The organism is Amycolatopsis sp. WAC 04197, assembly GCF_003947475.1.
Lineage (GTDB): Bacteria > Actinomycetota > Actinomycetes > Mycobacteriales > Pseudonocardiaceae > Amycolatopsis > Amycolatopsis japonica.
This window is the reverse complement of sequence record NZ_QHJK01000008.1, coordinates 22,775-49,497: the sequence shown is the minus strand read 5'-3', so window position 1 is coordinate 49,497 and position 26,723 is coordinate 22,775. Positions and strand designations below refer to the sequence as shown.

Here is a 26,723-nt window from a genome sequence, read left to right as displayed (position 1 = left end):
GAAACCCGCGACCATCACCTCGGCGCCGACTCGGAGTGTCGCGAAAGCCACTTTCGAGACATCTAGTGTCCCGAAAGTGGCTTTCGCGACGCGTGCGATCCCGTGCCTTCCCGCATTTAGAGGACTAAATGCGGGAAAGGGGAGAGCGTCATTTGCCGACGTAGGCCGCCAGGTGTTCGCCGGTGAGCGTCGAAGCGCTCGCGACGAGGTCGGACGGCGTGCCCTCGAAGACGATCTTGCCGCCGTCGTGCCCGGCACCGGGGCCGAGGTCGATGATCCAGTCGGCGTGCGCCATGACCGCCTGGTGGTGCTCGATCACGATCACCGACTTGCCCGCGTCGACGAGCCGGTCCAGCAGGCCGAGCAGGTTCTCGACGTCGGCGAGGTGGAGACCGGTGGTCGGCTCGTCGAGGATGTAGACGCCGCCCTTGTCACCCATGTGCGTCGCGAGCTTCAACCGCTGCCGCTCGCCGCCGGAAAGCGTGGTGAGCGGCTGGCCGAGGCTGAGGTAGCCGAGCCCGACGTCGTCGAGCCTGCTGAGGATCGCGTGCGCGGCGGGGATGCGCCCTTCGCCCTCACCGAAGAACTTCACGGCCTCGGACACCGGCATTTCCAGTGCCTCGCTGATGTTCTTGCCACCGAAGGTGTACTCCAGTACCGAAGCCTGGAACCGCTTGCCTTCGCATTCCTCGCAGGTGGTCGCGGTGCCCGCCATGATGCCGAGGTCGGTGTAGATGACCCCCGCGCCGTTGCAGGTCGGGCAGGCGCCCTCCGAGTTGGCGCTGAACAGCGCCGGCTTCACGCCGTTGGCCTTGGCGAACGCCTTGCGGATCGGTTCGAGCAGCCCGGTGTAGGTGGCCGGGTTGCTCCGCCGTGAGCCGCGGATGGGGGTCTGGTCGACCGAGACCACGCCCTCGTCGGCCGGGATCGATCCGTGGAGCAGGGAGCTCTTGCCCGAGCCCGCGACGCCGGTGACGACGCACAGAACGCCGAGCGGGACGTCGACGTCCACGTTCCGGAGGTTGTGCCGGTTCGCGCCGCGGATCTCCAGTTTGCCGGTGGGCTTGCGGACGCTGTCCTTGAGCGACGCCCGGTCGTCGAGGTGCCTGCCGGTGCTGGTGTCGCTGGCGCGCAGGCCGTCGACGGTGCCCTCGAAGCAGATCGTCCCGCCCGCGGTGCCCGCGCCGGGCCCGAGGTCGACGACGTGGTCGGCGATGGCGATGGTCTCCGGCTTGTGCTCGACGACCAGTACCGTGTTGCCCTTGTCCCGCAACTGCTGGAGCAGGTTGTTCATCCGCTGGATGTCGTGCGGGTGCAGCCCGATGGTGGGCTCGTCGAACACGTAGGTGACGTCGGTGAGCGAAGACCCGAGGTGCCGGATCATCTTCGTGCGCTGCGCCTCGCCACCCGAAAGCGTGCCGGAGGGCCGGTCGAGGGAGAGGTAGCCGAGTCCGATGTCGACGAAGGAGTCGAGCGTGTGCTGGAGCTTCTCCAGCAGCGGCGCCACCGACGGCTCCTTGAGCTTGCGGACCCAGTCGGCCAGGTCGCTGATCTGCATCCGGCAGGCGTCGGCGATGTTGATCCGCTTGATCTTCGACGACCGCGCTAGCTCGCTCAGCCTGCTCCCGTCGCATTCCGGGCAGACCGCGAAGGTGACCGCCCGGTCCACGAACGTGCGGATATGCGGCTGCATCGCCTCGCGGTCCTTGGACAGGAACGACTTCTGGATCGTGGGGATCAGCCCCGAATAGGTGAGGTTGATGCCGTCGATCTTGAGTTTGACCGGCTCCTTGTAGAGCAGATCGTCCAGCTGCCGCTTGGTGTACTTCTTGATCGGCTTGTCCGGGTCGAAGAAACCGCAGCCGCGCAGGATGCGGCCGTACCAGCCCTCCATGGAGAAACCGGGGATCGTCAGCGCGCCCTCGTTGAGCGATTTGGTGTCGTCGTACAGCGCGGTGAGGTCGATGTCGTTGACCTTGCCCCGGCCTTCGCACCGGGCGCACATCCCGCCGGTGATGCTGAACTCGCGGCGTTCCTTGGTGGTCCGGCCGCTCTTCTCGACGGTCACGGCGCCCGCGCCGGAGATCGAGGCGACGTTGAACGAGAACGCCTGCGGCGAACCGATGTGCGGTTTCCCGATCCGGCTGAAGAGGATGCGGAGCATCGCGTACGCGTCGGTGGCGGTGCCGACCGTGGAACGGGGGTCGGAGCCCATCCGCTGCTGGTCGACGATGATCGCGGTGGTCAGGCCGTCGAGCACGTCGACCTCGGGCCGGGCCAGCGTCGGCATGAAGCCCTGCACGAAGGTGCTGTACGTCTCGTTGATCAGCCGCTGCGACTCGGCCGCGATCGTGTCGAAGACCAGGGAGCTCTTGCCCGATCCGGAGACGCCGGTGAACACCGTCAGCCGTCGCTTCGGCAGCTCGACGGCGACGTTCTTGAGGTTGTTCTCGTTCGCACCCACGACGCGGATCAGGTCGTGGCTGTCGGCGGGGTGTTCCTCGGGCGCCTGCGGCCGGGAGGTCTTGCGCATCGTTTCTCCATCCTGATGGGGGCCGCGTGACGTTCCGTCAGCCTCACCGTGCTCGATCTAACCAGCTTCGAGCCGTTCTTCCTCGACGACGATCACGCTAGGTGAGTTCGGGGGACTTCCGCTTCTCGATTCCTGATCCGTCTTCCCGGAGCAGGGGAGCGACGAGCCGCTCGCCCCCGGCCGCGAGCCAGTGCAGCACGGTCAGGCAGCCGAGACTGTGCGCCACCAGCACCGGAGGATCGGTCGCTTCCGCGAGCGCCTCGTCCAGCCGGGTGATCCAGTCATGGGCCCAGTATTCAGACGCTCCAGCCCTCGCTCTTGGTCGCCTTCAGGTAGTCCTCGACCGGTGGCCCGACCGGCCTGCCCTCGTACTGCGTCGACAGCACCACCGACGACCTGATCTCGCCGTGTTTGCCCAGCCGTTCGAAGAGGCCTTCGAGGTGTTCGAGCGAAACGGCCCGCACCTTCAGCATGGTGCAGCGGTCGCCGCTGAGCCGGTGCAGTTCGACCACCTCGGGGTAGTCCTCCGACTTGCTGGTGCGCAGCAGGCAGCTGCCCAGCGAGCAGCGCATCTCGACGAACGCCTGCAGGCCGTACCCGGCGCGGTGCGCGTCGACCTGGGCGCGATACCCGGTGATGACGCCCGCCTCCTCCAGCCGCCGGACCCGTTCGGCGACGGCGGGTGCCGAGAGGTTCACGCGGCGGCCCAGCTCCTTGAACGAGAGCCGTCCGTCGGCCTGGAGGGTTTCGAGGAGCCGCCAGTCGAGGTCGTCCAGCGCCCTTTCCGATCGTAAGGTCATCGCGCCCGGATTCCTTCCATGATGCGCCTCGCACCCCCGCGAGGCCTTCGTCAGCCTATTCGCCGCGGCGTCGGGAATCCCTAGGTTTGAATCATGAAACCGATGTTCGCGCTCTTCATGGGCGTCGCCTGTCTCAGCACCGCGGTCGTCGGCCTGTCCACCACGGCCGCGCTGATCATGGTCGAGCACGCCGGCGCGGCGTGGAGCGGATTGCCGAGCGCCGTACTGGTACTCGGTTCCGCCGTGGGTTCGCTGTCTTCCGGCACACTGGCCGCGCGGTTCGGCAGGCGTTTCGTCCTGGTTCTGCTGTACGGCGCGGCGGTGACGGGCGCGTTGATCTCGTTCGCCGGTGTGCTCGGCGGATCCGTGCTCGCGCTGGTGGCGGGGATGCCCCTGATCGGCTTCGGCAACAGCGGGGCGCAGCTCTCCCGGTACACCGCGGCCGACCTGTCACCCGAGCACCGCAAGGGTTTCGCACTGTCCACAATGGTCTGGGCGGGGACGGTCGGCGCGGTCGCGGGGCCCGCCCTGATCGCGCCCGCCGCGGCGAGGGCGGAAGCAGCCGATCTTCCCGCTTTGTCCGGTCCGATCGCGGCGGGGGCGATCGTGGTGGCCATCGCCGTGGTCGCCGTCGCCACCCTGCCGCGGGGCCTCGCCGCCCCGGAGGAAGGAGTGCCGAAACAGCAGCGGATGTCCGTGCGGAACCCGGTGGTACTCGGACCGCTCGTGGCGATGGTCGGCGCTCAACTGGCGATGGTGGCGGTGATGACGATGACCCCCGTCCAGTTGCACGAGCACGGCCAAGGTCTCGACGTCGTCGGCTGGGTGCTGAGCGCCCATCTGATCGGGATGTTCGCGCTGGCGCCGTTGTCCGGCTGGATCGCCGACCGCTGGGGCGGCCGCGCGACCATCTTCGGCGGGATCGGGACGATCACCGTCGCGGCGGTCACCGTGATCGGCGCCCCCGATTCGCATCACGTGGGAATCCCGGTCGCACTCTTCCTGCTGGGTTACGGCTGGAACCTGGTGTTCGTCGGCGGCAGCAGCATGCTCAGCCGCGATCTCCCGGCCGCTCAGCGGACGAAGGCGCAGGGCACGGTCGACGCCTTCGTCTGGGGCACTTCGGCCGGGGCCAGCCTGCTCGCCGGGCAGCTGTTCGGCCTGGGTGGCTACGTCCTGGTCGGCGTCGCGGGTGGTCTGTGCGCCCTCGCCCCGCTCGCGGTGCTCGCCCGGCGGCCGGTCGTGCGGGAGGCCGGTGAAAAAGCCGGGCTCCGCTGATCTGCGAAACCCCGGCGCAGCCGTCATACTGCTTCACTCCGACGCGAACGAACCCGTGATGACGCAGATCACGTGGGTGACCGATTCGGAGGGTCCTAGGGTGAAAGCACACAAGGTGCGGGAGATCGGGGGTGCACGATGAGCGAGTTCGCGGTGAATCTGCGGGACCGGGTACGGCAGGCGAGGGAGGACGTTCAGATCGCCAAGCAGGCCTCTGACGAGGACCGGGCCTCGGCCGTCGGCGCCGATCTGGCCAACCTGGAGCGACTGGCCGCCGAACACGGGGTCGACCTGCCGGAGCAGGCCTCGGGGGACAGCCGGGCGTGACCCCGGGTTCCAGGCCGGTGATCGGCCTTTGACACCCTGGGGCGTGTGACCGAAAGCCTGAACCGGATCCGCGCCTTCCTGGCGGATCGCGAGCCGCCGACGCCGTGCCTGGTCGTCGACACCGATCTGGTCGCGGAGCGTGCGGCCGCGGTCTCGGCGGCTTTCCCGGGTGCGCTGATCCGTTACGCGGTCAAGGCGAACCCGGCTCCCGAGGTACTCGACGCGGTGGCGTCGACCGGCGCGGGATTCGACGTGGCGGGTACGGCGGAGATCGAGCTGTGCCTGTCCCGGGGCGCGCGGCCGGCGGAACTGGCGTACGGCAACACGATCAAGAAACCGGCGGACATCGCCTTCGCCTACGCGCGCGGAGTCCGTGAATTCACCACGGACTCCGCCGGTGATCTGGCGAATCTGGCCGAGCACGCGCCCGGTTCACTGGTCTCGGTCCGCCTGCTCACCGGCGGCCCGGATTCGGTCACGCCGTTCGGCCACAAGTTCGGCTGCGAACCGGCGGTGGCCGCGGACCTGCTCCGCCAGGCCGTGGAAGCCGGGCTGCGCCCGGGAATCGCGTTCCACGTCGGCTCGCAGCAGCCGGATCCGGCCGCCTGGGAGATCGGGATCGCGACCGCGGCCAAGGTCGCCGCGGAGGCGGGTGTCGTACTGGAGCGGTTGAACATCGGGGGCGGTTTCGCCACCGAGCACCGGGAACCCGTGCCGTCGCTGACGGACTACGCGACGGCGATCCACGCCGCCCTCCGCGAGCATCTCCCGGAGCCGGAACTGCTGCTGGAGCCGGGCCGGGTGATCGTCGCCGACGCCGGGCTGATCAGGACCGAAGTCGTCCTGGTGACCACTCGCGCCGCCGCCGACGAACGCCGCTGGGTCTATCTCGACGTCGGCAGGTACAACGGAATGGCCGAGTGCGAGAACGAAGCCGTCGCGTATCGGCTGGAGCCCGTCGGCGTCAAGGGACCGCAAGGACCGGTGGTCCTCGCGGGGCCGACCTGCGATGGTGACGACGTGTTGTACCAGCGGACGCCGTGCGCGCTGCCGAGGTCGTTGAAGGCGGGCGACCGGCTGGACATCCCGGGCACCGGGGCGTACACCGCCAGCTATTCTTCCGTCGCTTTCAACGGAATCGAGCCGTTGCGCACCTATTGTGTGGGGAGGTTCGCCGATGCCGGGTGAAGAACCACTCGTCGGCCGGTTCGCCGGCCGCCACGTACTCGCGGAGTTCGAGGGGATCGAGCCGTCGTTGCTCGACGACGCCGTACTCCTCAAGAAGACCCTCGCCGAAGCGGTGACCGAGGCGGGGGCGACGGTGTGCGAGGTCGTGTCGCATTCCTTCGCCCCGCAAGGGGTCACGGTGCTCGCGCTGCTGGCCGAATCCCACGCGTCGGTGCACACCTATCCGGAGATCGGCTCGGTGTTCGTCGACGTGTTCACCTGCGGGGACCGGGCCGATCCGGAACGCGCGGTCGCGTTGCTGGCGAAGATGCTGGGCGCCGGCACCGTCCGGATGTCCACTGTGGAACGAGGAGAGAACTGATGGCGCAGCGAGTGATCGTCGAGCCGATGGGCGCGGGGCTCACCCGGAACTGGGACGTCGAGGAGGTCCTGTTCGAGGGCCGCACCGCGTTCCAGAACGTCCTCATCGGACGGACCGCGCAGGGGATCTCGCTCTTCTGCGACGACGAACGGCAGAGCACCGAGCTGAGCCAGCTCGTCTACCACGAGGCGCTGATGGTGCCGACGCTGCTGCTCGCCGAACGCGTCGAGCGGGTCCTGATCACCGGGTCCAGCGAAGGGGTCGCCTCCCAGCTCGCCGTCGCGGCCGGGGCGGAGGTGGTCGACCACGTCGACATCGACGCCGAAGCGGTGCGTGTCTGCGCCGAGCATCTTCCGTACGGCTACACCCTCGACGAGCTCGCCCGCGCCGAACGCGGGGAGGGGAAGATCCGTGTCCACTACCGCGACGGCTGGGAGTTTCTCGCCGAAGCCCGGGAACGCGGCGACTCCTACGACGTGGTCGTGATCGACCTGCCGGACGAGAACGACGACCCGGCGGCGCAGCACAACCGGTTGTACGGAACCGACTTCCTGGCCCGGTGCACGGCGCTGCTCACCGACGGGGGAGTGGTCGGCTGTCAGGCGGGCTGCCCGACGCTGTGGCGCAACCGGACACTGATCACATCCTGGCGCCGGTTCACCGAGTCGTTCGGGACCGTGCTCTACTACGGTTCGGACGAGCACGAGTGGGCCTTCCTGACCGGCAGGGCCGACACGATCGCCGACCCCGGCGCCGTCGTCGCGGAAAAGATCGGCAAGGCGGGGATCGGGGAGTCCACTATGGACGAAGCCGCGCTGAGGGCGAACACGGTGCCGCCGTTTTCCCTGCGGAGCCACTGAGAGCCCGGCGACCGGTGTCCCGCCGAGATCACCGGTCGTCGCTGTGCGTGGCCCTCGGTCACAGGATCCTCCATCTGGTCGTTGCCGGGTGCCGCGGTGCGGGCCAGAATCCCTCTAGTGGGTAGCTGGGACGCGGAAATCGCCGCCAGGGCGGACAGGGAGCCCGCGGTCTGTGCCGCCTTCACGAGTTTGACCGCGAGTGTCACGGAAGACCTCGGACCGGATCGGGTCGTGGACACCTTGTCCAGCGAATGCGCACGGCTGCTGCCGATCGACTCCACCGAGGTCTTCCTGCCCGGCGTGGAACTCGAACGCCATTCCGCGGTCGCGGAGGACGGGCCCGCGCTCGAATCCTTCGAAACCGGGAAGGACATCGCCGTGCACGACCTTTCCGCCGAGGTCTCGCGCTGGCCGGGTTACGTCGCCAGGATGGCAGGGCAAGGCTTCGCCGCGGTTTCCGCGCTTCCGTTGCGCGCGATGGACGAAACCGTCGGTTCGATCGCCTTCCTCAGTGCCGAAACCGTCGTGCTGAGCGCCGAAGACCACCGGCTCGGCCGCGCGCTCGCCGACGTCGCGACGCTGTGTCTCCTGCAGCAGCGGGAATTGCGGCACTACCGGACGCTGTCGGAGCAGTTGCAGAAGGCGCTCGACAGCAGGGTCGTCATCGAGCAGGCGAAGGGTATGCTCGCCGAACGCGCCGGTATCGATCTCGGCACCGCTTTCCATCGCATGCGTTCCTTCGCCCGTAGTTCGAACAAGAAGCTGGCGGACGTCGCACGCGGCGTCGTCGAAGGAACACTGGACACCCGGAAACTCCTCCGGCCGCGAAACCGGTGAAATCCGACGGAAAATGCCGGTCGATCGCTGGTAGGGCCGTTGGTCACCGGAACCGATGACTTGTCCCCGTCGATGCGCGACCGTGCGGCCCTAGGGCGCGAGGACGTAATCGGAAAGGCTTCACCCAGACGAAAGGTGCGGTGGAGTCATGGCGTTGTTGGGAAGCCTTCTCGGGAAGAGCCGGTCGGTACGGCCGAGCCTGCTTCCGTTGCTGGAATTGAGGTCGGGGGTGCTGGCGCTGCGATCCGGGCACGCGCTCGCGCCGACCGGTTCGGGGACGGTCTGCTTCGTCGCGGAGGGACGTCCCGGCGCGGGGACGGAGGCGGAGATCATCGCCGGTCTCGCCGGGGATTCCGCCCGCCGCAACGTGGTCACCCACGACGCGCACGGCAGGACGATCGTCCGCTGCTGGCGGGAGAACGGGGACCTCGGCTGGCTGCTCGACGACCTCGTCGACGTCAACGAGAGGCTGGCGCAGGCCGGGTTCGCGGCGTGGCTGCTGCACACGACGGTCGACTTCGCCGAGTTGCGGGACATGCGTCACCCGAGGCTGACGATGGTCTACCGCCGCGAACGCGGCACCTTCTACCCGTACGCGCCGCGTGGGACCCGGGGCCGGGACAGGGCGATGGAGCTGAAGATCCGCTCGTCGCTGACCCGGATCGTGCCGATGGAGTCCGACATCGGCCGGTGGCGCCCGGTATGACCGGCGGAACTCGCGTGCTTGGAGCCGTCACACGCGTGATTGGAGCCGGAACTCTCGAGTTCCGGCTCCAATCACGCGAGTTCCGTCCTCGATCACGCGAATGACGGGTCAGCCGGGGACCCCGCTGAGCCAGCCGCGCAGGCGCTGGACGCGCCGGTCCCGCGGGCTCCATCGCGGGAAGCGGCGCCGCGACCGGGTGGCGAGTGCCGCGCCGTCGAGATGCCGGATGGCGGTCAGGACGTCGTCGAGCAGGGAAGCGTGTGTCTCCGGTTTCGCCACGACCCTCGGCAACCGCTCGAGTTCGGCGGCGAGCGGCACCCGGCGGCCGGAGGCGTGCGTGCCGGGACGGCGGCGGGTCTCGCAGATTCTCGTGGTCACGTCCCGGTCACCCTCTTCCCGTGGTCACGGCCGTCGAATTCGTCCCTTACGACGATGCGGTACCGAAGGCCGTTCCGGTCAGCGCCGAAGGTTGTGCCATCGAGGGCACAAAGACCCCACTCGGTCGCCGGACGGGTACGGCGGGTCACGGGTTGGCGTCGAAAGGACGGCCGGGGCGGCGGCGGTGGGACAATGCGCCGGCGCGCCGATCGCGAATCCGCACGCGGGTGAATACGGCCGTGGGCAGGATTGATTTCCGGGAATCTGCCGGACAATGGTCCGGCGAGACCACGATCGACGGAGAAGGTGCATGCCGAACCCGAACTCCCCGCAGCCCATGCCCCCGGCCGCGGCCCCGATCCGGGTGCTGCTCGTCGAGGACCACAAAATGGTGGCCGAAGCACTCGGCGCGGCCTTCGAGGAGTTCCCGGAGATCGACCTGGTGGCGTCCGTGGAGTCCCTGGCCCACGGGATGATCGCGGCGGAGGAACACCGGCCCGACATCGTGCTCCTCGATCGGCGGCTCCCGGACGGCGACGGGATCGAGGCGATCGCCGGGTTCCGCGCGGTCTCGCCGTCGAGCCGGGTGCTGGTGCTGACCGGCGACGCCAACAGCGCCATCGTCGCCAGGATCCTCGAGGTCGGCGGGGCCGGGCTGCTGTTGAAATCCGGTCTCCTCGACGAGCTGATCACCGCGATCAGGACCATCGCGGCGGGCGACATGGTCATCGACCCGGAATTGCTCAGTGGTGCGCTGGCCATGCTGGGCGGCGGTTCGGGCCGGATCGGCCCGGTGCTGACCCTGCGGGAACGGCAGGTGCTGGGATTGATCGCCGAAGGCGCCGGGACCGACCGGATCGCCGAAGAACTGCGGCTGGCGCGGAATACCGTGCGGAATCACGTGCAGCGGATCCTGGTGAAGACCGGGACCCATTCGAAACTCGAAGCGGTGGTGCACGCACGTAAGAATGGCCTCCTCGAACGGCCGTAGCGGGGAGACGTATCCGAGTGCCAAGCTGCACTATGGCCATGCTGCCATCGGAACAGACGCCTGATCACCGCAGCGCTGTGCTCTTCGAGTTGTTCATGCACAGCGTGGCCGACTACGCCATTTACCTGCTGGACGCCGACGGGCGGGTGATCAGCTGGAACCCGGGGGCGGAACGGATCAAGGGGTACTCCCAGGAGGAGATCCTCGGCCGCCATTTCTCCGTTTTCTACACCGAGGGCGACGTCGCCGACGGCAAACCCGCGGCGGAACTGCTGGTCGCCGCGGAGATGGGGAGCCACGAGGACGAGGGCTGGCGTGTCCGCCGTGACGGGTCGCGGTTCTGGGCCAACACCGTGATCACCGCGTTGCGCGACGAACAGGGCGGCCTCGTCGGTTTCGGAAAGGTCACCCGTGATCTCACCGAACGCCGGAAAACACTGGAGGAAAGGACCGAACGGCGACAGGCGTTCGCGCATTTGGTCCGCGCACAGGAAACCGAACGTCGCCGTATCGCGTGGGATGTTCACGACGATTCCATTCAGTCGATGATCGCGGTGAGCATGCGGTTGCAGATGCTCGCCGCACAACGGCGTGATCCGGCTTTGATGCAACTCGACGAAGCGATTCAGGGGGCCATCCGACGATTACGGATCCTCGTCGCCCAATTGCGCCCGCCCGCGCTGAACGACGAAGATCTGATCGCTTCCGTCCGCGACTATCTCGACGAGGTCGTCGCCGGCTGGGGTCTCGACTGCACCCTGCGGCACGATCTCGCTGTCACACCGCCGCCCGACCTCGTCGTCACCGCCTTCCGGATTCTTCAGGAGGCGCTGGTGAACGTGCGCAAACACGCGAACGCCCGCACCGTCGTGGTCTCGCTGACCGAACAGGACGGCGGTCTGCTGGTGAAGATCGCCGACGACGGCGACGGGCTGAAACCGGACGGCGAGAACGCGCACGGGACCTTGTCGGGCGAGCACATCGGAATGGCGTCGATGCGTGAACGTGCGGAAGCGGCGCAAGGCTGGTTCCGGATCTCCAGCAGGCCGGGCGAAGGTACTTCGGTGACCTTCTGGATTCCGCTGGGCCCTCCCGGACCCTCGCGGACATGAACGAAGGAGGCACTTCGATGCCGGAACCGGGAAGCAAACGCGGGACGAGAGAAGTGGTCCGGGTGGGCGGGACGATCGACGACCAAGGCCTGCAGCGGCTGCTGGAGGGGCTGAAAGCCGTTCGCGACGGCGATTTCAGCACCCGCCTGCCCCAGGTGGACGACGTCCTGATGGACGAGATGGCGGTCGTCTTCAACGGGATGGTCGATCAGCTGGCGCTGTTCACCTCAGAGGTCACCCGGGTCGCGCGCGAGGTGGGGACCGACGGGAAGCTCGGCGGCCAGGCGGCGGTGCCCTCGGTTTCGGGAACGTGGAAGGACCTCACCGATTCGGTGAACGCGATGGCGGGCAACCTCACGGGCCAGGTCCGTGACATCGCCGAGGTCGCGACCGCGGTGGCGAAGGGCGATCTCTCGCAGAAGATCACCGTCGACGTCAAAGGCGAGATGCTCGAACTGAAGAACACGATCAACACGATGGTGGATCAGTTGTCGTCGTTCGCCGACGAGGTCACGCGAGTCGCTCGCGAGGTCGGCAGCGAGGGACGGCTGGGCGGTCAGGCGGAAGTCCCCGGGGTCGCCGGCACGTGGCGGGATCTGACGACGTCGGTGAACTTCATGGCTGGCAACCTGACCGATCAGGTGCGGTCCATCGCCGAGGTCACCACGGCGGTGGCGAAGGGTGATCTTTCGCAGAAGATCACGGTCGACGCGCGGGGCGAGATCCTGGAGTTGAAGAACACGATCAACACGATGGTGGATCAGTTGTCGTCGTTCGCCGACGAGGTCACCCGTGTCGCGCGCGAGGTCGGCACCGAGGGCGCGCTCGGCGGGCAGGCCCAGGTGCCCGGGGTGGCGGGGACGTGGCGGGATCTGACGACGTCGGTGAACTTCATGGCCGGCAACCTCACCGCGCAGGTGCGCTCCATCGCCCAGGTGGCCACGGCGGTGGCGAAGGGTGATCTTTCGCAGAAGATCACCGTGGACGCGCGGGGCGAGATCCTGGAGTTGAAGAACACGATCAACACGATGGTGGATCAGTTGTCGTCGTTCGCCGACGAGGTCACCCGCGTGGCCCGCGAGGTCGGCACCGAAGGGCGGCTCGGTGGCCAGGCGGACGTCAAGGGTGTGTCGGGTACCTGGAAGGGCCTGACCGAGTCCGTGAACGTCATGGCCGACAACCTGACGGATCAGGTGCGGTCCATCGCCGAGGTCACCACCGCGGTCGCGAAGGGCGACCTCTCGCAGAAGATCCGCGTCGACGCGCGGGGCGAGATCCTGGAGCTCAAGGACACCATCAACACGATGGTCGGCCAGTTGTCGTCGTTCGCCGACGAGGTCACGCGGGTCGCCCGCGAGGTGGGTACGGAGGGGCGGCTGGGTGGTCAGGCGGACGTCAAGGGCGTGTCGGGCACGTGGAAGGGCCTGACCGAGTCGGTCAACGTCATGGCCGACAACCTGACGGATCAGGTGCGCTCCATCGCCCAGGTGGCGACCGCGGTCGCGAGGGGTGACCTGTCCCAGAAGATCACCGTCGAGGCCAAGGGCGAGGTCGCCGCGCTCGCGCAGACGATCAACACGATGGTCGACACGCTGTCCGCCTTCGCGGACGAGGTCACCCGCGTGGCGCGGGAGGTCGGCACCGAGGGCATCCTCGGCGGGCAGGCCAGGGTGCCGAACGTCGCCGGGACGTGGAAGGACCTCACCGACAACGTCAACTCGATGGCGAACAACCTCACCGGCCAGGTCCGCAACATCGCCCAGGTGACCACCGCGGTCGCGCAGGGAGACCTGTCCCGCAAGATCGACGTCGACGCGCGCGGCGAGATCCTGGAGCTCAAGACCACCATCAACACGATGGTCGACCAGCTTTCCGCGTTCGCCGCGGAGGTCACGCGCGTCGCCCGTGAGGTCGGCAGCGAAGGACGGCTCGGCGGTCAGGCCGAGGTCGAAGGCGTTTCGGGTACCTGGAAGCGGCTGACGGAGAACGTCAACGAGCTCGCCGGGAACCTGACCCGGCAGGTCCGGGCGATCGCCGAGGTGACCAGCGCGGTGGCGACCGGCGACCTGACGCGGTCGATCTCCGTCGAGGCGCAGGGCGAGGTCGCGGAGCTGAAGGACAACATCAACGCGATGGTCCAGTCGCTGCGCGAGACCACGCGGGCGAACGAGGAACAGGACTGGCTCAACACCAACCTGGCCCGGATATCGGGCCTGATGCAGGGGCACCGGGACCTGCGGGTGGTGGCCACGCTGATCATGAACGAGCTGACCCCGCTGGTCGGCGCCCAGCACGGCACGTTGTTCCTCACCGAACCGGGGGAGAGCGGCACCCGGCTGCGGCTGATCACCAGCTACGGGCACAGCGAGGCCCCGGACGCGCCCTCGGATTTCGCGATGGGGCAGTCGCTGATCGGGCAGGCCGCGCAGACCAAGAAACCGATCGTGGTCGACCGGACGCCACCGGGCTTCGTGAAGATCTCGTCGAGTCTCGGCTCGGCCCCGCCGGTCACCCTGATCGTGCTGCCGATCGTCTTCGAGGACCAGGTGCTCGGCGTCATCGAACTGGCGTCGTTCGGTGAGTTCACCGCCGTCCGCAAGGACTTCCTCGAACAGCTGATGGAGACCATCGGGGTCAACGTCAACACGATCATCGCCAACGCGCGGACCGACTCCCTGCTGGAGGAATCCCAGCGGCTCGCCGAGGAACTGCAGGCCCGCTCCGAGGAGCTGCAAGCGCAGCAGGCGAAGCTGCAGGTGTCCAACGCGGAACTGGAGGAGAAGGCCGAACTGCTCGCCCGGCAGAACCGCGACATCGAGGTGAAGAACTTCGAAATCGAGCAGGCGCGCCAGGAGATCGAGGAACGCGCGCAGCAGCTCGCGCTGGCGTCGAAGTACAAGTCGGAGTTCCTGGCCAACATGTCGCACGAACTCCGGACGCCGTTGACCAGCCTGCTGATCCTCGCCGGGGTGCTCTCGCAGAACTCCACCCAGAACCTGACGCCCAAACAGGTCGAGTTCGCGAAGGTCATCCAGTCCGCGGGCACCGACCTGCTGCAGCTGATCAACGACATCCTCGACCTGTCGAAGGTCGAGGCGGGCAAGATGGACATCCACCACGAGCCGTTCCCGCTGCGCCAGCTGCTCGACTACGTCGGCACGACGTTCCGGCCGCTGACCGCCGAGAAGGGGCTCGACTTCCAGGTCACCGTCGAACCCAACGTGCCGGAGTTGCTGTTCACCGACGAGCAGCGGCTGCGGCAGGTGCTGCGGAACCTGCTGTCGAACGCGGTCAAGTTCACCGAAGACGGCAGCGTCGAGCTCCGGGTCAAACTGGTCGACACCATCGTTTCGCCGGCCGGAGGGCCCACGCACGAGTCCCTGGTGGCCTTCAGCGTCACCGACACCGGGATCGGGATCGCCGAGGAGAACCTCGATTCGATCTTCGGCGCCTTCCAGCAGGCCGACGGCACCACCAGCCGCAAGTACGGCGGCACCGGGCTCGGCCTGTCGATCAGCCGCGAGGTCGCCTATCTGCTCGGCGGTGAGATCCGGGCGGACAGTGTCCTGGGAACCGGCAGCACGTTCACCCTCTACCTGCCGGTCGCCAGGTTCACCGCGCCCGTGAGCCTCGAAGAGTCCACTGTGGACAACTCCGCCGCGGAACGACGGGTACTGGTGGTGGAGAGCGAGCAGAACAGTCTGCTGACCCTGCTCGCCCGCGGGGTCGCGGCCGACATCGCGGACAGCCACGGCTCGGTCCAGGTCCGTGCCGTGTCGGATCCGGCGGAGGCGTTCGAGGAACTGAAACGCGACAGCTACCGCTGCGTCGTGCTCGACACCAGCATCCCCGGGACGAGCGCCTTGACGTTCCTCAAACGGCTCGTCGACGGTCCGGATCCGGTCGAAGTCCCGGTGCTGGCGTACGCGACCCGCAAGCTCAGCGCCGCACAGGACCGCTTGCTGCACGGACACGCGCGGGTGCATCCCGTCGAACTCCTGCCGTCGCTGGACATGCTGCGGGAGCGGATCATGCTGCACATCTCGGCCAGCGAACTCGAAGGCATCCTGCCGCTGATGCGCCAGCCCGAGGTGAGCCTGGTGGAGACCGTGCCCGCCTCGGACCAGCCGTCCGATCCGCCCGCCGGACCGGCGAGGCTCCAGGGGCGCAAGGTGCTGCTCGTCGACGACGACGCCCGCAACGTCTACGCCATCTCGGGAATGCTCGAACTGCACGGACTTTCGGTCGTGCACGCGCCCAACGGCCGCAAGGGTATCGAGGAACTGCTGGCCGACGACGGGATCGACCTGATCCTGATGGACGTGATGATGCCGGAGATGGACGGTCACGCGACGACGGCGGCGATCCGCGAGATGCCGAAGTTCGCCGGCCTGCCGATCATCACCGTCACCGCGAAGGCGATGGAGGGGGACCGCGAGAAGAGCCTCGCCGCCGGGGCGAGCGACTACGTGACCAAGCCCGTGAACGCGGAGGAACTCCTGGCTTGTATGGAACGCTGGCTCACGGATTGAAGTCCTGGCTACTCGGTCCCGTTGGCGCTGTTCGCGCAGATGCGGCGGATAGCCGCGACGATCTCGGTGTTGGGACTGCCCTTCACGAGGTACTCGGTGACGCCCGCGGACGCCATCTGGGCGATGGATCGGGTGTCGCTGTGCGCGGAGAACGCCATCAACCGTGTATGGGGCACCCGGCGCCGGATCTCCCGCGCCATCCACGCGCCGCCGCCACCGGGGATCCGGACGTCCAGCACGGCGACCTCGGGGGACAGCAGCTCGGCGAGTGCGACCGCCTCGCCGGCGTCCATCGCGACCGCGACGACTTCGATGTCCGGCTCGGAATCCAGCAGGGCACGCAGGGCGTCGCCGATGACCGGGTTGTCGTCCGCGACGAGCACCCGAAGTCTGGGGGGCGGCGTTCGGTTCATCACCCAGTCCGTGCCCGCGCGGTCTGCGGCGCCGGTGGTGGTCGCGGGCCCCCCGCCGAACATGGCGTGACTCAGCAAGAGATCCGGCGGTCGCCCTCGCTCGGCTGCTCGATGAGCGTCCTCGCGACGTCGTGGATCTTCATGTTGTTGTTGCGGCAGAACGAACGCAGCAGTTCGAACGCGGCGTCGATGTCGATCTGGTAGCGCTCGGCGAGGATCCCTTTCGCCTGCTCGATCGGAAGCCGGTGATCCAGGGCGTACTGGAGTTGCTCGGCGCGGGCACGGTAGAAGCGGATGCGGTTGCGCATCGCCACGAGGTCGTCGGCCGGGTCGGGAGAGCCGGGCGACGGGGTAGGCGAAAGCGTGGTCTCGGACATGAAGCGATCGTCGCAGCGGCGTGACTGCTCCGGGAAGAACAAAACGTCCTGACCCGGCTGATGCAAATGAACCTGGTCCGGACGGTGGCAGCCACTCGAACGGGCGCCGAACAGGGCCCTTTGGCCTGTCGCAGTGACCGGCCGTGCACCGTACGCTCAGCCGAGGAGGGGAAACCGTGGAGGTCGTGATGCTCCGGGTGTTTCTGGTCGACGACCACGAGGTGGTCCGTCGAGGGGTCGCCGACATGCTCGAGGAGGAGGCCGACCTGTGCGTCGTCGGGCAGGCCGCGACCTTTTCCCAAGCGCTGGCGAGGATCCCGGCGCTGCGGCCGGACGTCGCGGTGCTCGACGTACGGCTGCCGGACGGCAACGGCGTCGAACTCGCGCGGGAACTGAGATCCCGGATGCCGGAACTGAAATGCCTGATGCTGACGTCGTACACCGACGAGCAGGCGATGCTGGACGCGATCATGGCGGGCGCGAGCGGGTACGTCATCAAGGACATCCGCGGGATGGACCTGGTGGCGGCGGTCAAGGAGGTCGGCCTCGGCAGGTCGCTGCTGGACGCGAGGGCCGCCGCGACGCTGATGGCGAAGTTCCGCGACGACGCCGCCAAGAAGGGCCCGCTGGCGGGCCTCTCCGATCAGGAACGCACGTTGCTGGAATTGATCGGCGAGGGGCTGACGAACCGGCAGATCGCCGAACGGATGTTCCTCGCCGAGAAGACCGTGAAGAACTACGTGTCGCGGTTGCTGACGAAACTCGGGATGCAGCGGCGGACCCAGGCGGCGGTGCTGGCGACGGAACTGCGGCGGCAGTGACGCTTTCGAGTCGCGATCCTCGCTCGGCACCGCATGTCAGGAAAGGGGCGTTCAGGACGAAAAACGTCATGAACGATCCTTTCCTGACATGCGCGAGGTGCGGGATGTCCTGAAAGGGTCGTTCATGACACAGGGCGGGGCCGCGCGGCTCAAGCGGAAATGAGCGTATCGAGCAGCACGTCGTCCAGCGGCCGGCGCGGCGTCCACGGCAGCGGCGAGCCGTAGCCGACCCGCAACAGCACCTGCGGCCACACCCCGCAGCCGAGGATCCGCCGCAGTTCGGCACGGGCCTCGCGGACCATGATCGGCGGCGAGATGAACGAGGCGTCGAGACCCGTGGCGGTCGCGGTGAGCAGCACCCGTTGCAGGGCCTGGCCTGCCTGCAGCCGGTCGAGCCGGTCGTCGGTCAGCGATCCGATCGCCACCACGAGCGGGGCGGGCCGCGGATCACCGGTCGCGTCGCCGAATTCGTCGAGGAGCCAGCTTTCGTCGGCGGGGCTGCCTTCCATCGCATAGGACGGCACACCGTCGCGGGTGTTCGCGCCCAGTCCGGTCCAGCGGCCGAGTTCGGCGAGGAAGGCGGGGTCGGCGAGTTGCTCCCGGCGGGCGCGGGCGGTGAGGTCGTGCAGGAGACGGCACTGTTCGGCGTCGAGGTTCGGCATCCACGCGTGTTCGAGTTCGGTGGCGTGGCGGAGCGCGGTGAGCGTCGGTTTCGGGACGACGCTGGAAAGGAACGGCCGCCGGTTGGTCCGACGACGGGGGATCGCCCGGGCAAGCCGCACGACCTTCTGATCGGGCATGCGTTCGGCGAGCGGGCGGACGACGGCCAGCAGATCGGGATCGGCGCGGCTGGGCATCAGGGTCGTCGCCGGATGGAAGCCCAGTGCGTGAATCGCCGTCCGGAGGGTGAACAGGGCGGCGCCGCACGAGAGCACGAGTTCGCGTCCGTCCGGATCCGTGACGGGTAAAATACGGCGCGGATCGGCGTGCACCTCGATCCCGGTGCCGGTGCACCGGAAAAGCCACGGTTGGGTGTTGTGCGTCGACGGGGCCAGCATGGCCGACCGGAGCACGGAATTCACCTGTTCGGAGTTCAAACGTCCGACCCTGGTGACTTGTATGGTCATGGTTTCCCCCGCCGCTGCGCCACGGGCAATACGGTTGTCTGATGAGACGGTCCCGCCCGCGGTGCGGGGCCGAAAGAGGAGAAAGTCACCACGGCCGGGAGTCGTCCCGATCTTCGGAGGCGGAGCAGGATGTCGGCTCATGACCGGCTGGGCGGAAGCGACGACCGGATCACCGGCGCGCTGTCCCAGCTGAAGGTTCGTGAGGTGCTGCGGGATCTCCAGGACCGCATCGAACGGCTCATCGGCACCCGCGACAAGATGGACGGCCTGCTCGAAGCGGTGCTCGCGGTCGCGTCGGGGCTGGAGCTGGACACGACGCTGCACCGGATCGTGCAGGCGGCGATCGATCTCGGCGAAGCGACTTATGGCGCGCTCGGGGTGATCGCGGACGACGGTTCGCTCGCCGAATTCGTCTATCACGGCATCGACGGCGAAACGAAGGAACAGATCGGGCATCTCCCGAAAGGTCACGGACTGCTGGGTTTCGTCATCGACGAGGCGAAACCGGTGCGCCTGGCCGACATCTCCCGGCATCCCGCGTCGGTCGGGTTCCCGCCGTGCCATCCGCCGATGCGTTCGTTCCTCGGCGTGCCGATCCGGGTTCGCGACGAGGTGTTCGGAAATCTCTACCTGACCGAGAAACGCGGGGAAAGTTTCACCGACGACGACGAGGTGGTCGTCCAGGCGCTCGCCGCCGCGGCCGGGATAGCCATCGAGAACGCCCACCTGTACGAGCAGACGCGGATCCGCCAGCGGTGGCAGGCGGCCACCAGCGAGGTGACCACGGAACTGCTGGGCGGCACCGACCCCGTCGACGCGCTCAACCTGATCGCCGGCCGGGCGCTCGAACTCACCGGCTCCGATCTCACTTTGCTGGCACTGCCCGGTTCCGGCAGGCTCGACGTCAGCCCGGACGGCGAGGACGAGGCCGACGAGCTCACCATCGCCGTGTGCGCGGGCGCGCGGGCGGCGGAGCTGACGGGGGTGCGGATCAGTGTCGCCACGTCGTTGCCGGGGGCGGTCTACCGAGACCGGACCCCGCGCAGCGTGCCGGAACTGGTACTAGGTCCCGACGGGGAGATCGGCCTCGGCCCGACGCTCGTCGTGCCGCTTCGCGCGCGGGAACGGACGTCCGGGGTGCTGATGGCGGTGCGGAATCCGGGCGCGGTCCCGTTCGAGCTCGCCCAGCTGCCCGTGGTGGCCTCGTTCGCCGACCAGGCGGCGCTCGCGCTCCAGCTGGCCGCGCGGCAGCGCACCGCCAGGGAGCTCGACGTGCTCGCCGATCGGGACCGGATCGCCAGGGATCTGCACGACCACGTCATCCAGCGGCTGTTCGCGGTCGGTCTCGCCATGCAGAGCACCCACCGCCGCGCGGATTCGCCGGAACTGCGGCGGCGGATCGGCGAGAGCATCGACCAGATGCACGAGATCGTGCACGAGATCCGCACGGCGATCTTCGACCTCCACGGCGGCGAGGCGGGCCAGCAGGGGGTGCGGCTGCGGCATCGCCTCTACGACTCGATCACCGAACTGACCGACGACACCCCACTGCATCCGACGGTCAGCCTGTCCGGGCCGCTCGACTCGATCCCGCTCTCGTTCGCCGAACACGCCGAGGCGGTGGTACGGGAGACGGTCGGCAACGTGGTCCGGCACGCGCGGGCGAGCGGCGTTTCGGTGAGCGTCGCGGTGAAGGACGACGTCTTGCGGATCGTGGTCACCGACGACGGCACCGGGATCGGCGAGTCCGGCGGTTTCGGCGGGTTGCGGAATCTTCGTGATCGCGCCGAGAAGGCAGGTGGGACGTTCCGGGCCGAGACGCGCGAAGGGGGCGGAACCAGGATCGACTGGTCCGCCCCCTTGCGCTGACCGGGGTTCAGTTCGTCGACTGCGTGGCGAGGAGCCCGTCGACTTCGACCGAGCGGGCGACGTCGGAGGCGACGGTCTCCAGCAGTTCCGCGGTGAGGTCCGAAAGCGCCCGCGTCACGGCGAGATAGGAACCGATCTGGGAGGTCGCACCGTTTCTCAACCCGGCCTCCGCGATTCCGACGCCGACGAACTCGCCGCCGTCCTCGAGACGGAGCAATGCTTCCGCGCGTACCCGGTACGGCTCGTGCTGCAGGGACACGTCGATGGTCCATTTGTCCGTCATCGTGGGCTCCGTTCCGGTCATAGAGACTCTCATCGGGGCCGTCCGTGGCACAGGGTCCTTGGTCCTCGCTCTCCGCTAATCGGGGGCGAAAGTCCTCGGAACTCGTGACCGGCGGCCGCTGCGGTCGCCGGGTACCCCGGCCGATGGTGGATCAACCCCTTTCCTCGGGAGCACACGATGAAGATCCCGTTACCGACCCATGTCGACCAGGCGGTGGCGGCGGCCGTCCGTGCGCCGTCCCCGCTCAACACCCAGCCGTGGCGGTTCGTCGTCGACCGAGGGCGGATCGAAGTGTGGCTCGATCGCGCCAGGGTGCTCCGGATCGCCGACCCGGACGCCCGCGAGGCGCGGCTTTCGTGCGGCGCCGCGTTGTTCAACCTGATCATTTCGTTGCGGTCCAACGGCAAGACCGTCTCGCTGCGGCTGGTCCCGAAGCCGGAGGAGCCGGACCTGCTCGCCGAACTCGTGATCGGCGGCGACCGGTTCTCGTCGCCGGAGGAACGGAAGTTGGCCGAGGTCGTCTTCCGCCGTCACACGAACCGCCGTCCGTTCGCGGATCGGCCGGTGCCGGTCTGGGCGCGGACGACGTTGCGCGCTGCCGCACTGGTGGAAGGCGGGCTGCTGGAACTGTTCGGCCGCGGCGACCGGGCGAACGCGGTCGCGCGCGTACTGCACCGGGCAGAGGCCGCGCAGGCCCGCAACGGCGCGTTCCAGGCGGAGGTCGCGCTGTGGACGCGGCGGACGGCCCACGCGCCGGACGGCGTCCAGGCACCGACCAGACCGCCGTCACCGCACGGCATTCCCGCGCAGGAGTCCTTCATCGCCGCCGAACCCGAAGGCGGTGAGCCGGTGCTCGGCGCGGTCCTCACCGCCGCCGGCGGGCCCGCCGCGGATCTGCGGGCGGGAATGGTGCTGCAGCGGGTACTGCTGACCGCGACGGCCGCCGGTCTCGCGACGTCGTTCGTCGGCAGGCCGTTCGAAACCCCGGAGACCCGGGCGGCGATGGACCGGGTCTTCGCCGACCTCGGCCGTCCGCACGCGGTGTTGCGCTTCGGGTACGGCCGCCCGGCTGCGATGACGGCCCGCCGTCCGATCGGTGAAGTGCTGTTCCGGCGGTCCGAGGCGAGCCTCTGATCCCGGGGTCACCTCGCCGACATCCACGTTTCCGATCGCCGCCACCCACCCGTCATCCCGGACGGGTTCGGTTCTGGATATGAAGATCATGCGGAAATCCTTGGTGGCGCTGGCCATCGCCGGCCTTTCGGTCGCGGCGTCCGCGCCGGCCGTGGCGGACGCGGACGCCGCCGGGCGCGAGAGCGGCTCGATCGTCATCACCGAGCAGGCGTCCAAGCGCATCCTGGTCCTGCCCGCCGACCGGGCCTCCTGGCGGGAGCGGAAGGTGAGCTGGGCGTGGGCGCCGAACGCCGCCAACGGGCTGGCGGATCTGGCCGGCTCTTGGAGCAATCCGAGCGACGCGAAGCTCGCCGAACGAGACGGCGAGAAGTACCTGCTGACGTCGGCGTCGGGTGGTTTCGCCGCGGTCGTGCCGTATCCGGCGGGCGACCGGGCGTACTGGGCCGCGAACGTGGGCGGCCCCGCCAATCCGCACAGCATCGAACTGCTGCCGGACGGGAACGTCGCGGTGGCGGCCAGCACCGGCGGCTGGGTGCGGGTCTACACCGCCTCGCAGGGGCAGCGTTCGACGACCTACGCCGAATACCGTCTGGTGGGGGCGCACGGCGTGGTGTGGGACGCCGGACGGAACGTGTTGTGGGCCCTGGGCACCGACGCGCTCGTCGCGTTGAGCGTCGGCGGGACGCCCGCCGCTCCGGTGCTCACCGAGCAGCGGTCCGTCCCGGTACCGACCAAGGGCGGGCACGACCTCCAGCCGGTCCCGAACCGGCCGGATCTGCTGTGGGTGACGACGGAAGCGGGGGTGTACCAATTCTCGAAGACGAGTAGCGGGTTCACCCAGCGCTACGCGGGCGCTCGTGAGATCGACCGGCCGCATGTGAAGAGCGTTTCGACGAACCCGCGGACCGGCCGGATCCTGACGGCCTCGGTCCAGGAAGGTCACCTGTGCACCTGGTGCACGGACACCGTCCGGCTGGCCTTTCCACGCGCCGAGCTGGCGCTGCACGGCGCGTGGATCTACAAGGCCCGCTGGTGGATCGGTTGAGCTGAACTTCCATGTCGGTACCGGCCGTTCGGGGGGCTGCCCGGCCGGTACCGACACACCAGAGAAGAGGGGCCCTCGCCGCGAGAATGACGCCTCGCCGCGTCTTTCACCTGACCGAGTGAATCGGGTCGTTCGGCGCGCGGCGTTGACCCATTCGGGGTATACGCCTCACCCGAGGAAGGTCCGCAATTCGTCGATGACGGTCCGCGGCTGCTCCTCGGCGACGAAATGCCCGGAACCGGAGACCTTCCGCACCCGGACGTCGGCCGCCTTCGACGGCAGGACCGCGGCGAGGTAGTCGTAGTTGAACTCCGAGCCCAGCCCGAGCATCGGCGCGGTGATCTTCCCGTACGCCTTCTGATCCTCGATGTCCTGGCCGAACGCCTGATACCAGCCGTTCCCGGCGCGGATGGCATCCGGGCGGTCGTACGCGGCGGCGTAGATCGCCCGGTCCCGGCTCCCGATCGAGGCCGGGTCGGCCGCCAGGTGGTCGAGCATCCAGTCCACGAGGAACCGCGACCGGCCGGCCAGCAGCTGCTCGGGCAGCGTCGCGACCTGGTTGAAGGCGAACCACCAGACGTTCACCGGCTGCCCGGGCGGGGCCAGCATCGGGAGCTGGTACAGGCTCTCGTCGGGGTGCGAGACGTCCATGAGGGTGACGGTCTTCGTGGCGTCGGCGTGGTTGGCGGCGAAGGCGAACGCGACCATGGCGCCGATGTCGTGTCCGGCGATATGGGCCTGCCGGTGGCCCAGCGCGCGGACGAGCTCGAAGATGTCGCGGGCCATCGTCTTCTTGTCGTACCCGCCTTGTGGCTTGTCCGAGCCGCCCATTCCCCGCAGGTCGACGGCGATCACGCGATACCGCTTCGCCAGCTCCGGCATGACCTTGCGGTACTGCCACCAGGTCTCCGGCCAGCCCGGCAGCAGGATCAGCGGTTCGCCCCGGCCGCCGGCGACGTAATGCAGCCGGACCCCGTTGACCTGGGCGTACTCGCTGCGGAAGCCGCCGGGCAGCGACCGCGCGAGTTCGGCGTCGGTCGCGGTGGGCCGGCTCGCCTCGGCGACGCCACCCGAGGCCACCAGCGCGGCCGCGGCCCCCGCGCCGAGGGTGAGCATGGACCGGCGGTTGAGGAAGGAACGGCTGTTTTCGGTCATGTCCTGATCGTGGCCCGGTCGCGGCGCCCGCCGTGAGTGGTGTTTTCGCCAACCAGGATCAGTTTCAGGACAGGATGGGTTCCGGCACGCCCAGCCTGGTCCCGAACGTCTCCCGATACGACACCGGCGTGACCCCGACCTGGCGGCGGAAATGCGGCCGGAGCGCGGCCGACGAGGAGAACCCGCAGTACCTGGCGATCTCGTCGACCGGGAGATCGGTGGATTCGAGCAACTGCTGTGCCCGGATGACGCGCTGATGCGTGAGCCAAGTGCCGGGTGCGGCGCCGGTGATCTCGCGGAACCGGCGGTCGTAGTTGCGTCTGCTCATATGCGCCCGCCTGGCGAGTTCGTCGACCGGGAGCGCGGTGTCCAGCCTGGTCAGCGCCCAGGCCATCGTCTCCGACACCGGGTCGCCCTCGTCGAGTTCCGGCATCGGCGATTCGATGTACTGCGCCTGCCCACCCGGCCGATGCGGCGGGACGACCATGCCCTTCGCCAGCCGGTTCGCCACCTCCGCGCCGCACCAGGAGCGGATCAGGTGCAGGCCGAGGTCCATCCCCGCCGCGCCACCGCCCGCGGTGAGGATGTCGCCGTCGTCGATGTAGAGCACCGACTCGTCGAGGCGGACGGCGGGGAACCGGGCCGCGAGCAGCGGCGCCATCGCCCAGTGCGTGGTCGCGGGGCGGCCGTCGAGCAGCCCGGCGGCGGCCAGCACGAAGGCTCCGCTGCACAGTCCGGCGACCCGGGCACCACGGTCGTGCGCCGAGCGGAGAGCCGCCAGCGCCGCTTCCGGCGGATCCTCCATCGGCGACCGCCAGTTGGGGACCAGCACCAAGTCCGCGTCCCGGACCGCGTCGAGGTCTTCGGGGACCGGGACGGTCAGGCCGCCGCCTCGCAAGGCGGTGCCGGGTTCACCGCCGACGACCCTGAGGTCGAGGTCGGGCAGCTCCCCGAAGGCCGAAGCCATCTCGAACACCCCGAACGCGAAGGACATCGCGCCGAGCGACGCCCCGTTGAAGACCACCACGGCCAGCCGTCTCATGGGGCGATTCTAGGGAGACCGGACCCGCGGTGGAGCCGGTTTTCGACTGTCCGAAGGGGACGGTAGATTCCTCGCGCACCAGGTTGACCGGGGGAAGGAACCGTCGATGTCGTATCCGCAGGGACCGCAAGGACCGCAGTGGCATCCGCAGCAGTACCCCCAGCAGCAATATCCGCAACAGCAGTACCCGCAGCAGGGATACCCGCCGCCGAAGAAGGGCAACGGGCTGCTGATCGGCTTGATCGCCGGCGGTGGCGCGCTCGTCGTGGTCGTCTTCGTGATCCTCGCGTTCGTCGCGCCCGGGTTCCTGCTGAGCGACAGCAAGTCTTCGAGCTCCGCGACGCAGACCCCGCTGCAGCTCGACTGGGGCCCGGTGCTGGCGGGCAAGTTCATGCTCGCGGTGTTCGGTGACGAGCCCGACAAGGCCGCCGAGTCCGCCTGCGCGGACGCCAAGGACAAGGTCCGCCAGGCGGCGAAGGAGTACGGCGACCGCAATGCCTCGCTCCGCGCGAAAGACCCGCGTGCGGTGAGCCCGGACCTGATCCTGGTGACGACGACCGGCACCCTGGATCACAGCGAGCCCTACAACGGGACGATGGAGGTCCGGCGAGAGGCGGGCGACAAGTACTGCATCTCCTCGGTTTCGCCGGTTCCCGCGGGTTGAGTCAGGGGAGCAGACCCGCCCGGCGCGCATGCGTGACGGCCTGCAGCCGCGAGGTCGCGTCGAGTTTGCGCATCGCGTCCCGCAGGTAGCTCTTGACCGTTTCCGCGGTCAGGCCCAGCCGGTGTGCGATCTCGGCGTTCGTCAGCCCGAGCGCGACGAGCGAGACCGTGTCGAGCTCCCGCGGCGCCAGGTGTAGCGCAGGGGAAACGGCGCCCGTGAGGTTCTCGCACACCGCGTCGAGGCGGTCGCGGAGAACGCTGTCGTCGAGCTGGCCGGAGAGCGCCCGTAACTCCGCGTAGACCTCGCGAAGGCGTTCGCGCGGGGCGGCTTCCTCGTGGTGTTCGGCCAGCGGTCGTGCCTCGGCCAGCCGCTGCTCGATCTCGTCCTCGACGGCCAACGTCTGTTCGAGATCGCGCGCGGCGTGGAGGGCGGCGGTGATCGTCCGGTCGGAAAGGGTCGCCTCGTCGCGCAGGCCGCCGTAGAGCACTGCGCGGACGCGACGGCGCACGACGACCGGGATGGCGACCACCGAGTGGATCCCCTCGTCCCGGACCGGCTCGTCGTAATCGTGACTGATCGTGGTGGCGCGGTGGTAGTCGTTGGCGACCACCGGCCTCGTCAGCGCGAGCGCCTTGCCGCCGAGACCGCAGCCCGCGCGGACGGACAGGCCGTTCAGCGCGGTGCCCCGGTTGCCGAGGAACGCGGTCAGCCGCATCCGCGGTGAGGTGCCGGCGATCCCGGCGAAACCGACCGGCAGGCCGGTGTCCCGGCGCAGGTCCGAGACCGCGCCGAGCAGCTGGGCGTCGTCGACCGGCATCGGCTCACCCTCCTCGGTGATCCCCCTCGATCGGGGGTGGTGGGCGGGTCGGGCCCGCCCGCACGATTTCCGG

At 68.8% G+C, this 26,723-nt stretch carries 26 protein-coding genes; 15 read left to right on the top strand and 11 right to left on the bottom strand.

Features of this window, described 5'->3' with window-relative positions; genetic code table 11:
* Nucleotides 1-148: 148 nt before the first annotated feature.
* From DMC64_RS27295 to DMC64_RS27285, 3 genes are all read right to left on the bottom strand, one after another.
* Nucleotides 149-2,533 carry an excinuclease ABC subunit UvrA gene (locus DMC64_RS27295; protein ID WP_125735853.1) on the bottom strand — a complete coding sequence of 795 codons (2,385 nt, stop codon included), beginning with the start codon at nt 2,531-2,533 and terminating at the stop codon, nt 149-151.
* 97 nt (nt 2,534-2,630) lie between these two features.
* Nucleotides 2,631-2,810: an alpha/beta hydrolase gene (locus DMC64_RS27290; protein WP_125735852.1), complete on the bottom strand. Its 180-nt coding sequence runs from the start codon at nt 2,808-2,810 to the stop codon at nt 2,631-2,633.
* Between the two features lie 19 nt (nt 2,811-2,829).
* Entirely contained in the window at nt 2,830-3,333 is a 504-nt protein-coding gene (locus DMC64_RS27285; RefSeq protein WP_037338807.1) for an Lrp/AsnC family transcriptional regulator, read from the bottom strand.
* Between the two features lie 93 nt (nt 3,334-3,426).
* Between DMC64_RS27285 and DMC64_RS27280 the strand changes: the two genes are divergently transcribed.
* The 7 genes from DMC64_RS27280 to DMC64_RS27250 all read left to right on the top strand — a co-directional run bounded on the left by DMC64_RS27280 (nt 3,427) and on the right by DMC64_RS27250 (nt 8,890).
* Nucleotides 3,427-4,611 (top strand): MFS transporter, encoded by a 1,185-nt coding sequence (locus DMC64_RS27280; protein ID WP_125735851.1) that lies wholly within the window; start codon nt 3,427-3,429, stop codon nt 4,609-4,611.
* A 138-nt stretch (nt 4,612-4,749) separates the two neighbouring features.
* Nucleotides 4,750-4,938 (top strand): hypothetical protein, encoded by a 189-nt coding sequence (locus DMC64_RS27275; protein ID WP_125735850.1) that lies wholly within the window; start codon nt 4,750-4,752, stop codon nt 4,936-4,938.
* A 45-nt stretch (nt 4,939-4,983) separates the two neighbouring features.
* Nucleotides 4,984-6,126, top strand: coding sequence for a type III PLP-dependent enzyme (locus tag DMC64_RS27270; protein ID WP_125735849.1), 1,143 nt, complete (start codon nt 4,984-4,986; stop codon nt 6,124-6,126).
* Complete coding sequence (gene speD, locus DMC64_RS27265; RefSeq protein ID WP_016334696.1) at nt 6,116-6,487, top strand: adenosylmethionine decarboxylase; 372 nt, start codon at nt 6,116-6,118, stop codon at nt 6,485-6,487. The genes DMC64_RS27270 and speD overlap by 11 nt, the downstream gene beginning before the upstream one ends.
* Nucleotides 6,487-7,347: a spermidine synthase gene (locus DMC64_RS27260; RefSeq protein WP_125735848.1), complete on the top strand. Its 861-nt coding sequence runs from the start codon at nt 6,487-6,489 to the stop codon at nt 7,345-7,347. The genes speD and DMC64_RS27260 overlap by 1 nt, the downstream gene beginning before the upstream one ends.
* Nucleotides 7,348-7,464: 117 nt before the next feature.
* On the top strand, nt 7,465-8,184 hold the full coding sequence (locus DMC64_RS27255; protein WP_233629831.1) for a GAF and ANTAR domain-containing protein: 720 nt from the start codon (nt 7,465-7,467) through the stop codon (nt 8,182-8,184).
* A gap of 148 nt (nt 8,185-8,332) precedes the next feature.
* Nucleotides 8,333-8,890, top strand: coding sequence for a hypothetical protein (locus tag DMC64_RS27250; protein WP_125735847.1), 558 nt, complete (start codon nt 8,333-8,335; stop codon nt 8,888-8,890).
* A 108-nt stretch (nt 8,891-8,998) separates the two neighbouring features.
* Here DMC64_RS27250 and DMC64_RS27245 read toward each other — a convergent pair whose 3' ends face one another.
* Nucleotides 8,999-9,268, bottom strand: a complete 270-nt coding sequence (locus DMC64_RS27245; RefSeq protein WP_125735846.1) for a hypothetical protein — start codon at nt 9,266-9,268, stop codon at nt 8,999-9,001.
* Nucleotides 9,269-9,578: 310 nt separating this feature from the next.
* On the opposite strand from DMC64_RS27245, the gene DMC64_RS27240 reads away from it, so the two are divergent.
* From DMC64_RS27240 to DMC64_RS27230, 3 genes are read left to right on the top strand one after another with little or no spacing between them, the layout of a single operon-like run.
* Nucleotides 9,579-10,259 carry a response regulator transcription factor gene (locus DMC64_RS27240; RefSeq protein WP_125735845.1) on the top strand — a complete coding sequence of 227 codons (681 nt, stop codon included), beginning with the start codon at nt 9,579-9,581 and terminating at the stop codon, nt 10,257-10,259.
* 32 nt (nt 10,260-10,291) lie between these two features.
* Nucleotides 10,292-11,371 carry a PAS domain S-box protein gene (locus tag DMC64_RS27235; RefSeq protein ID WP_370324874.1) on the top strand — a complete coding sequence of 360 codons (1,080 nt, stop codon included), beginning with the start codon at nt 10,292-10,294 and terminating at the stop codon, nt 11,369-11,371.
* A 17-nt stretch (nt 11,372-11,388) separates the two neighbouring features.
* Nucleotides 11,389-15,903 carry a HAMP domain-containing protein gene (locus DMC64_RS27230; protein ID WP_125735844.1) on the top strand — a complete coding sequence of 1,505 codons (4,515 nt, stop codon included), beginning with the start codon at nt 11,389-11,391 and terminating at the stop codon, nt 15,901-15,903.
* An 8-nt stretch (nt 15,904-15,911) separates the two neighbouring features.
* On the opposite strand, the gene DMC64_RS27225 is transcribed toward DMC64_RS27230, so the two are convergent.
* Nucleotides 15,912-16,286, bottom strand: a complete 375-nt coding sequence (locus DMC64_RS27225) for a response regulator transcription factor (RefSeq protein ID WP_125736235.1) — start codon at nt 16,284-16,286, stop codon at nt 15,912-15,914.
* Nucleotides 16,287-16,387: 101 nt separating this feature from the next.
* Nucleotides 16,388-16,693: an ANTAR domain-containing protein gene (locus tag DMC64_RS27220; RefSeq protein WP_037338780.1), complete on the bottom strand. Its 306-nt coding sequence runs from the start codon at nt 16,691-16,693 to the stop codon at nt 16,388-16,390.
* A gap of 188 nt (nt 16,694-16,881) precedes the next feature.
* Between DMC64_RS27220 and DMC64_RS27215 the strand changes: the two genes are divergently transcribed.
* Complete coding sequence (locus tag DMC64_RS27215) at nt 16,882-17,514, top strand: response regulator transcription factor (RefSeq protein ID WP_037340132.1); 633 nt, start codon at nt 16,882-16,884, stop codon at nt 17,512-17,514.
* A gap of 149 nt (nt 17,515-17,663) precedes the next feature.
* Here the strand turns inward: DMC64_RS27215 and DMC64_RS27210 are convergent, their stop codons facing one another.
* The gene (locus DMC64_RS27210; RefSeq protein WP_125735842.1) at nt 17,664-18,641 is read right to left on the bottom strand and encodes a nitroreductase family protein; all 978 of its coding nucleotides are present in this window, start codon (nt 18,639-18,641) and stop codon (nt 17,664-17,666) included.
* 129 nt (nt 18,642-18,770) lie between these two features.
* Here DMC64_RS27210 and DMC64_RS27205 point away from each other — a divergent pair, with 129 nt between their 5' ends.
* Nucleotides 18,771-20,510 (top strand): GAF domain-containing sensor histidine kinase, encoded by a 1,740-nt coding sequence (locus tag DMC64_RS27205; protein WP_125735841.1) that lies wholly within the window; start codon nt 18,771-18,773, stop codon nt 20,508-20,510.
* Between the two features lie 7 nt (nt 20,511-20,517).
* Here DMC64_RS27205 and DMC64_RS27200 read toward each other — a convergent pair whose 3' ends face one another.
* Complete coding sequence (locus tag DMC64_RS27200) at nt 20,518-20,793, bottom strand: dsRBD fold-containing protein (RefSeq protein WP_233629829.1); 276 nt, start codon at nt 20,791-20,793, stop codon at nt 20,518-20,520.
* 177 nt (nt 20,794-20,970) lie between these two features.
* On the opposite strand from DMC64_RS27200, the gene DMC64_RS27195 reads away from it, so the two are divergent.
* Nucleotides 20,971-21,927 carry a hypothetical protein gene (locus DMC64_RS27195; protein WP_125735839.1) on the top strand — a complete coding sequence of 319 codons (957 nt, stop codon included), beginning with the start codon at nt 20,971-20,973 and terminating at the stop codon, nt 21,925-21,927.
* A gap of 79 nt (nt 21,928-22,006) precedes the next feature.
* Nucleotides 22,007-22,972, top strand: a complete 966-nt coding sequence (locus tag DMC64_RS27190) for a DUF6528 family protein (RefSeq protein ID WP_125735838.1) — start codon at nt 22,007-22,009, stop codon at nt 22,970-22,972.
* A gap of 168 nt (nt 22,973-23,140) precedes the next feature.
* Here the strand turns inward: DMC64_RS27190 and DMC64_RS27185 are convergent, their stop codons facing one another.
* Nucleotides 23,141-24,127 carry an alpha/beta fold hydrolase gene (locus tag DMC64_RS27185; protein ID WP_125735837.1) on the bottom strand — a complete coding sequence of 329 codons (987 nt, stop codon included), beginning with the start codon at nt 24,125-24,127 and terminating at the stop codon, nt 23,141-23,143.
* A gap of 64 nt (nt 24,128-24,191) precedes the next feature.
* A complete protein-coding gene (locus DMC64_RS27180) occupies nt 24,192-25,169 on the bottom strand; it encodes a GlxA family transcriptional regulator (RefSeq protein WP_125735836.1) in 978 nt (325 codons plus the stop codon).
* A gap of 106 nt (nt 25,170-25,275) precedes the next feature.
* Here DMC64_RS27180 and DMC64_RS27175 point away from each other — a divergent pair, with 106 nt between their 5' ends.
* Nucleotides 25,276-25,833, top strand: a complete 558-nt coding sequence (locus tag DMC64_RS27175; protein ID WP_125735835.1) for a hypothetical protein — start codon at nt 25,276-25,278, stop codon at nt 25,831-25,833.
* 1 nt (nt 25,834) lies between these two features.
* On the opposite strand, the gene DMC64_RS27170 is transcribed toward DMC64_RS27175, so the two are convergent.
* Nucleotides 25,835-26,650 carry a helix-turn-helix transcriptional regulator gene (locus DMC64_RS27170; RefSeq protein WP_125735834.1) on the bottom strand — a complete coding sequence of 272 codons (816 nt, stop codon included), beginning with the start codon at nt 26,648-26,650 and terminating at the stop codon, nt 25,835-25,837.
* Nucleotides 26,651-26,723 lie beyond the last annotated feature (73 nt).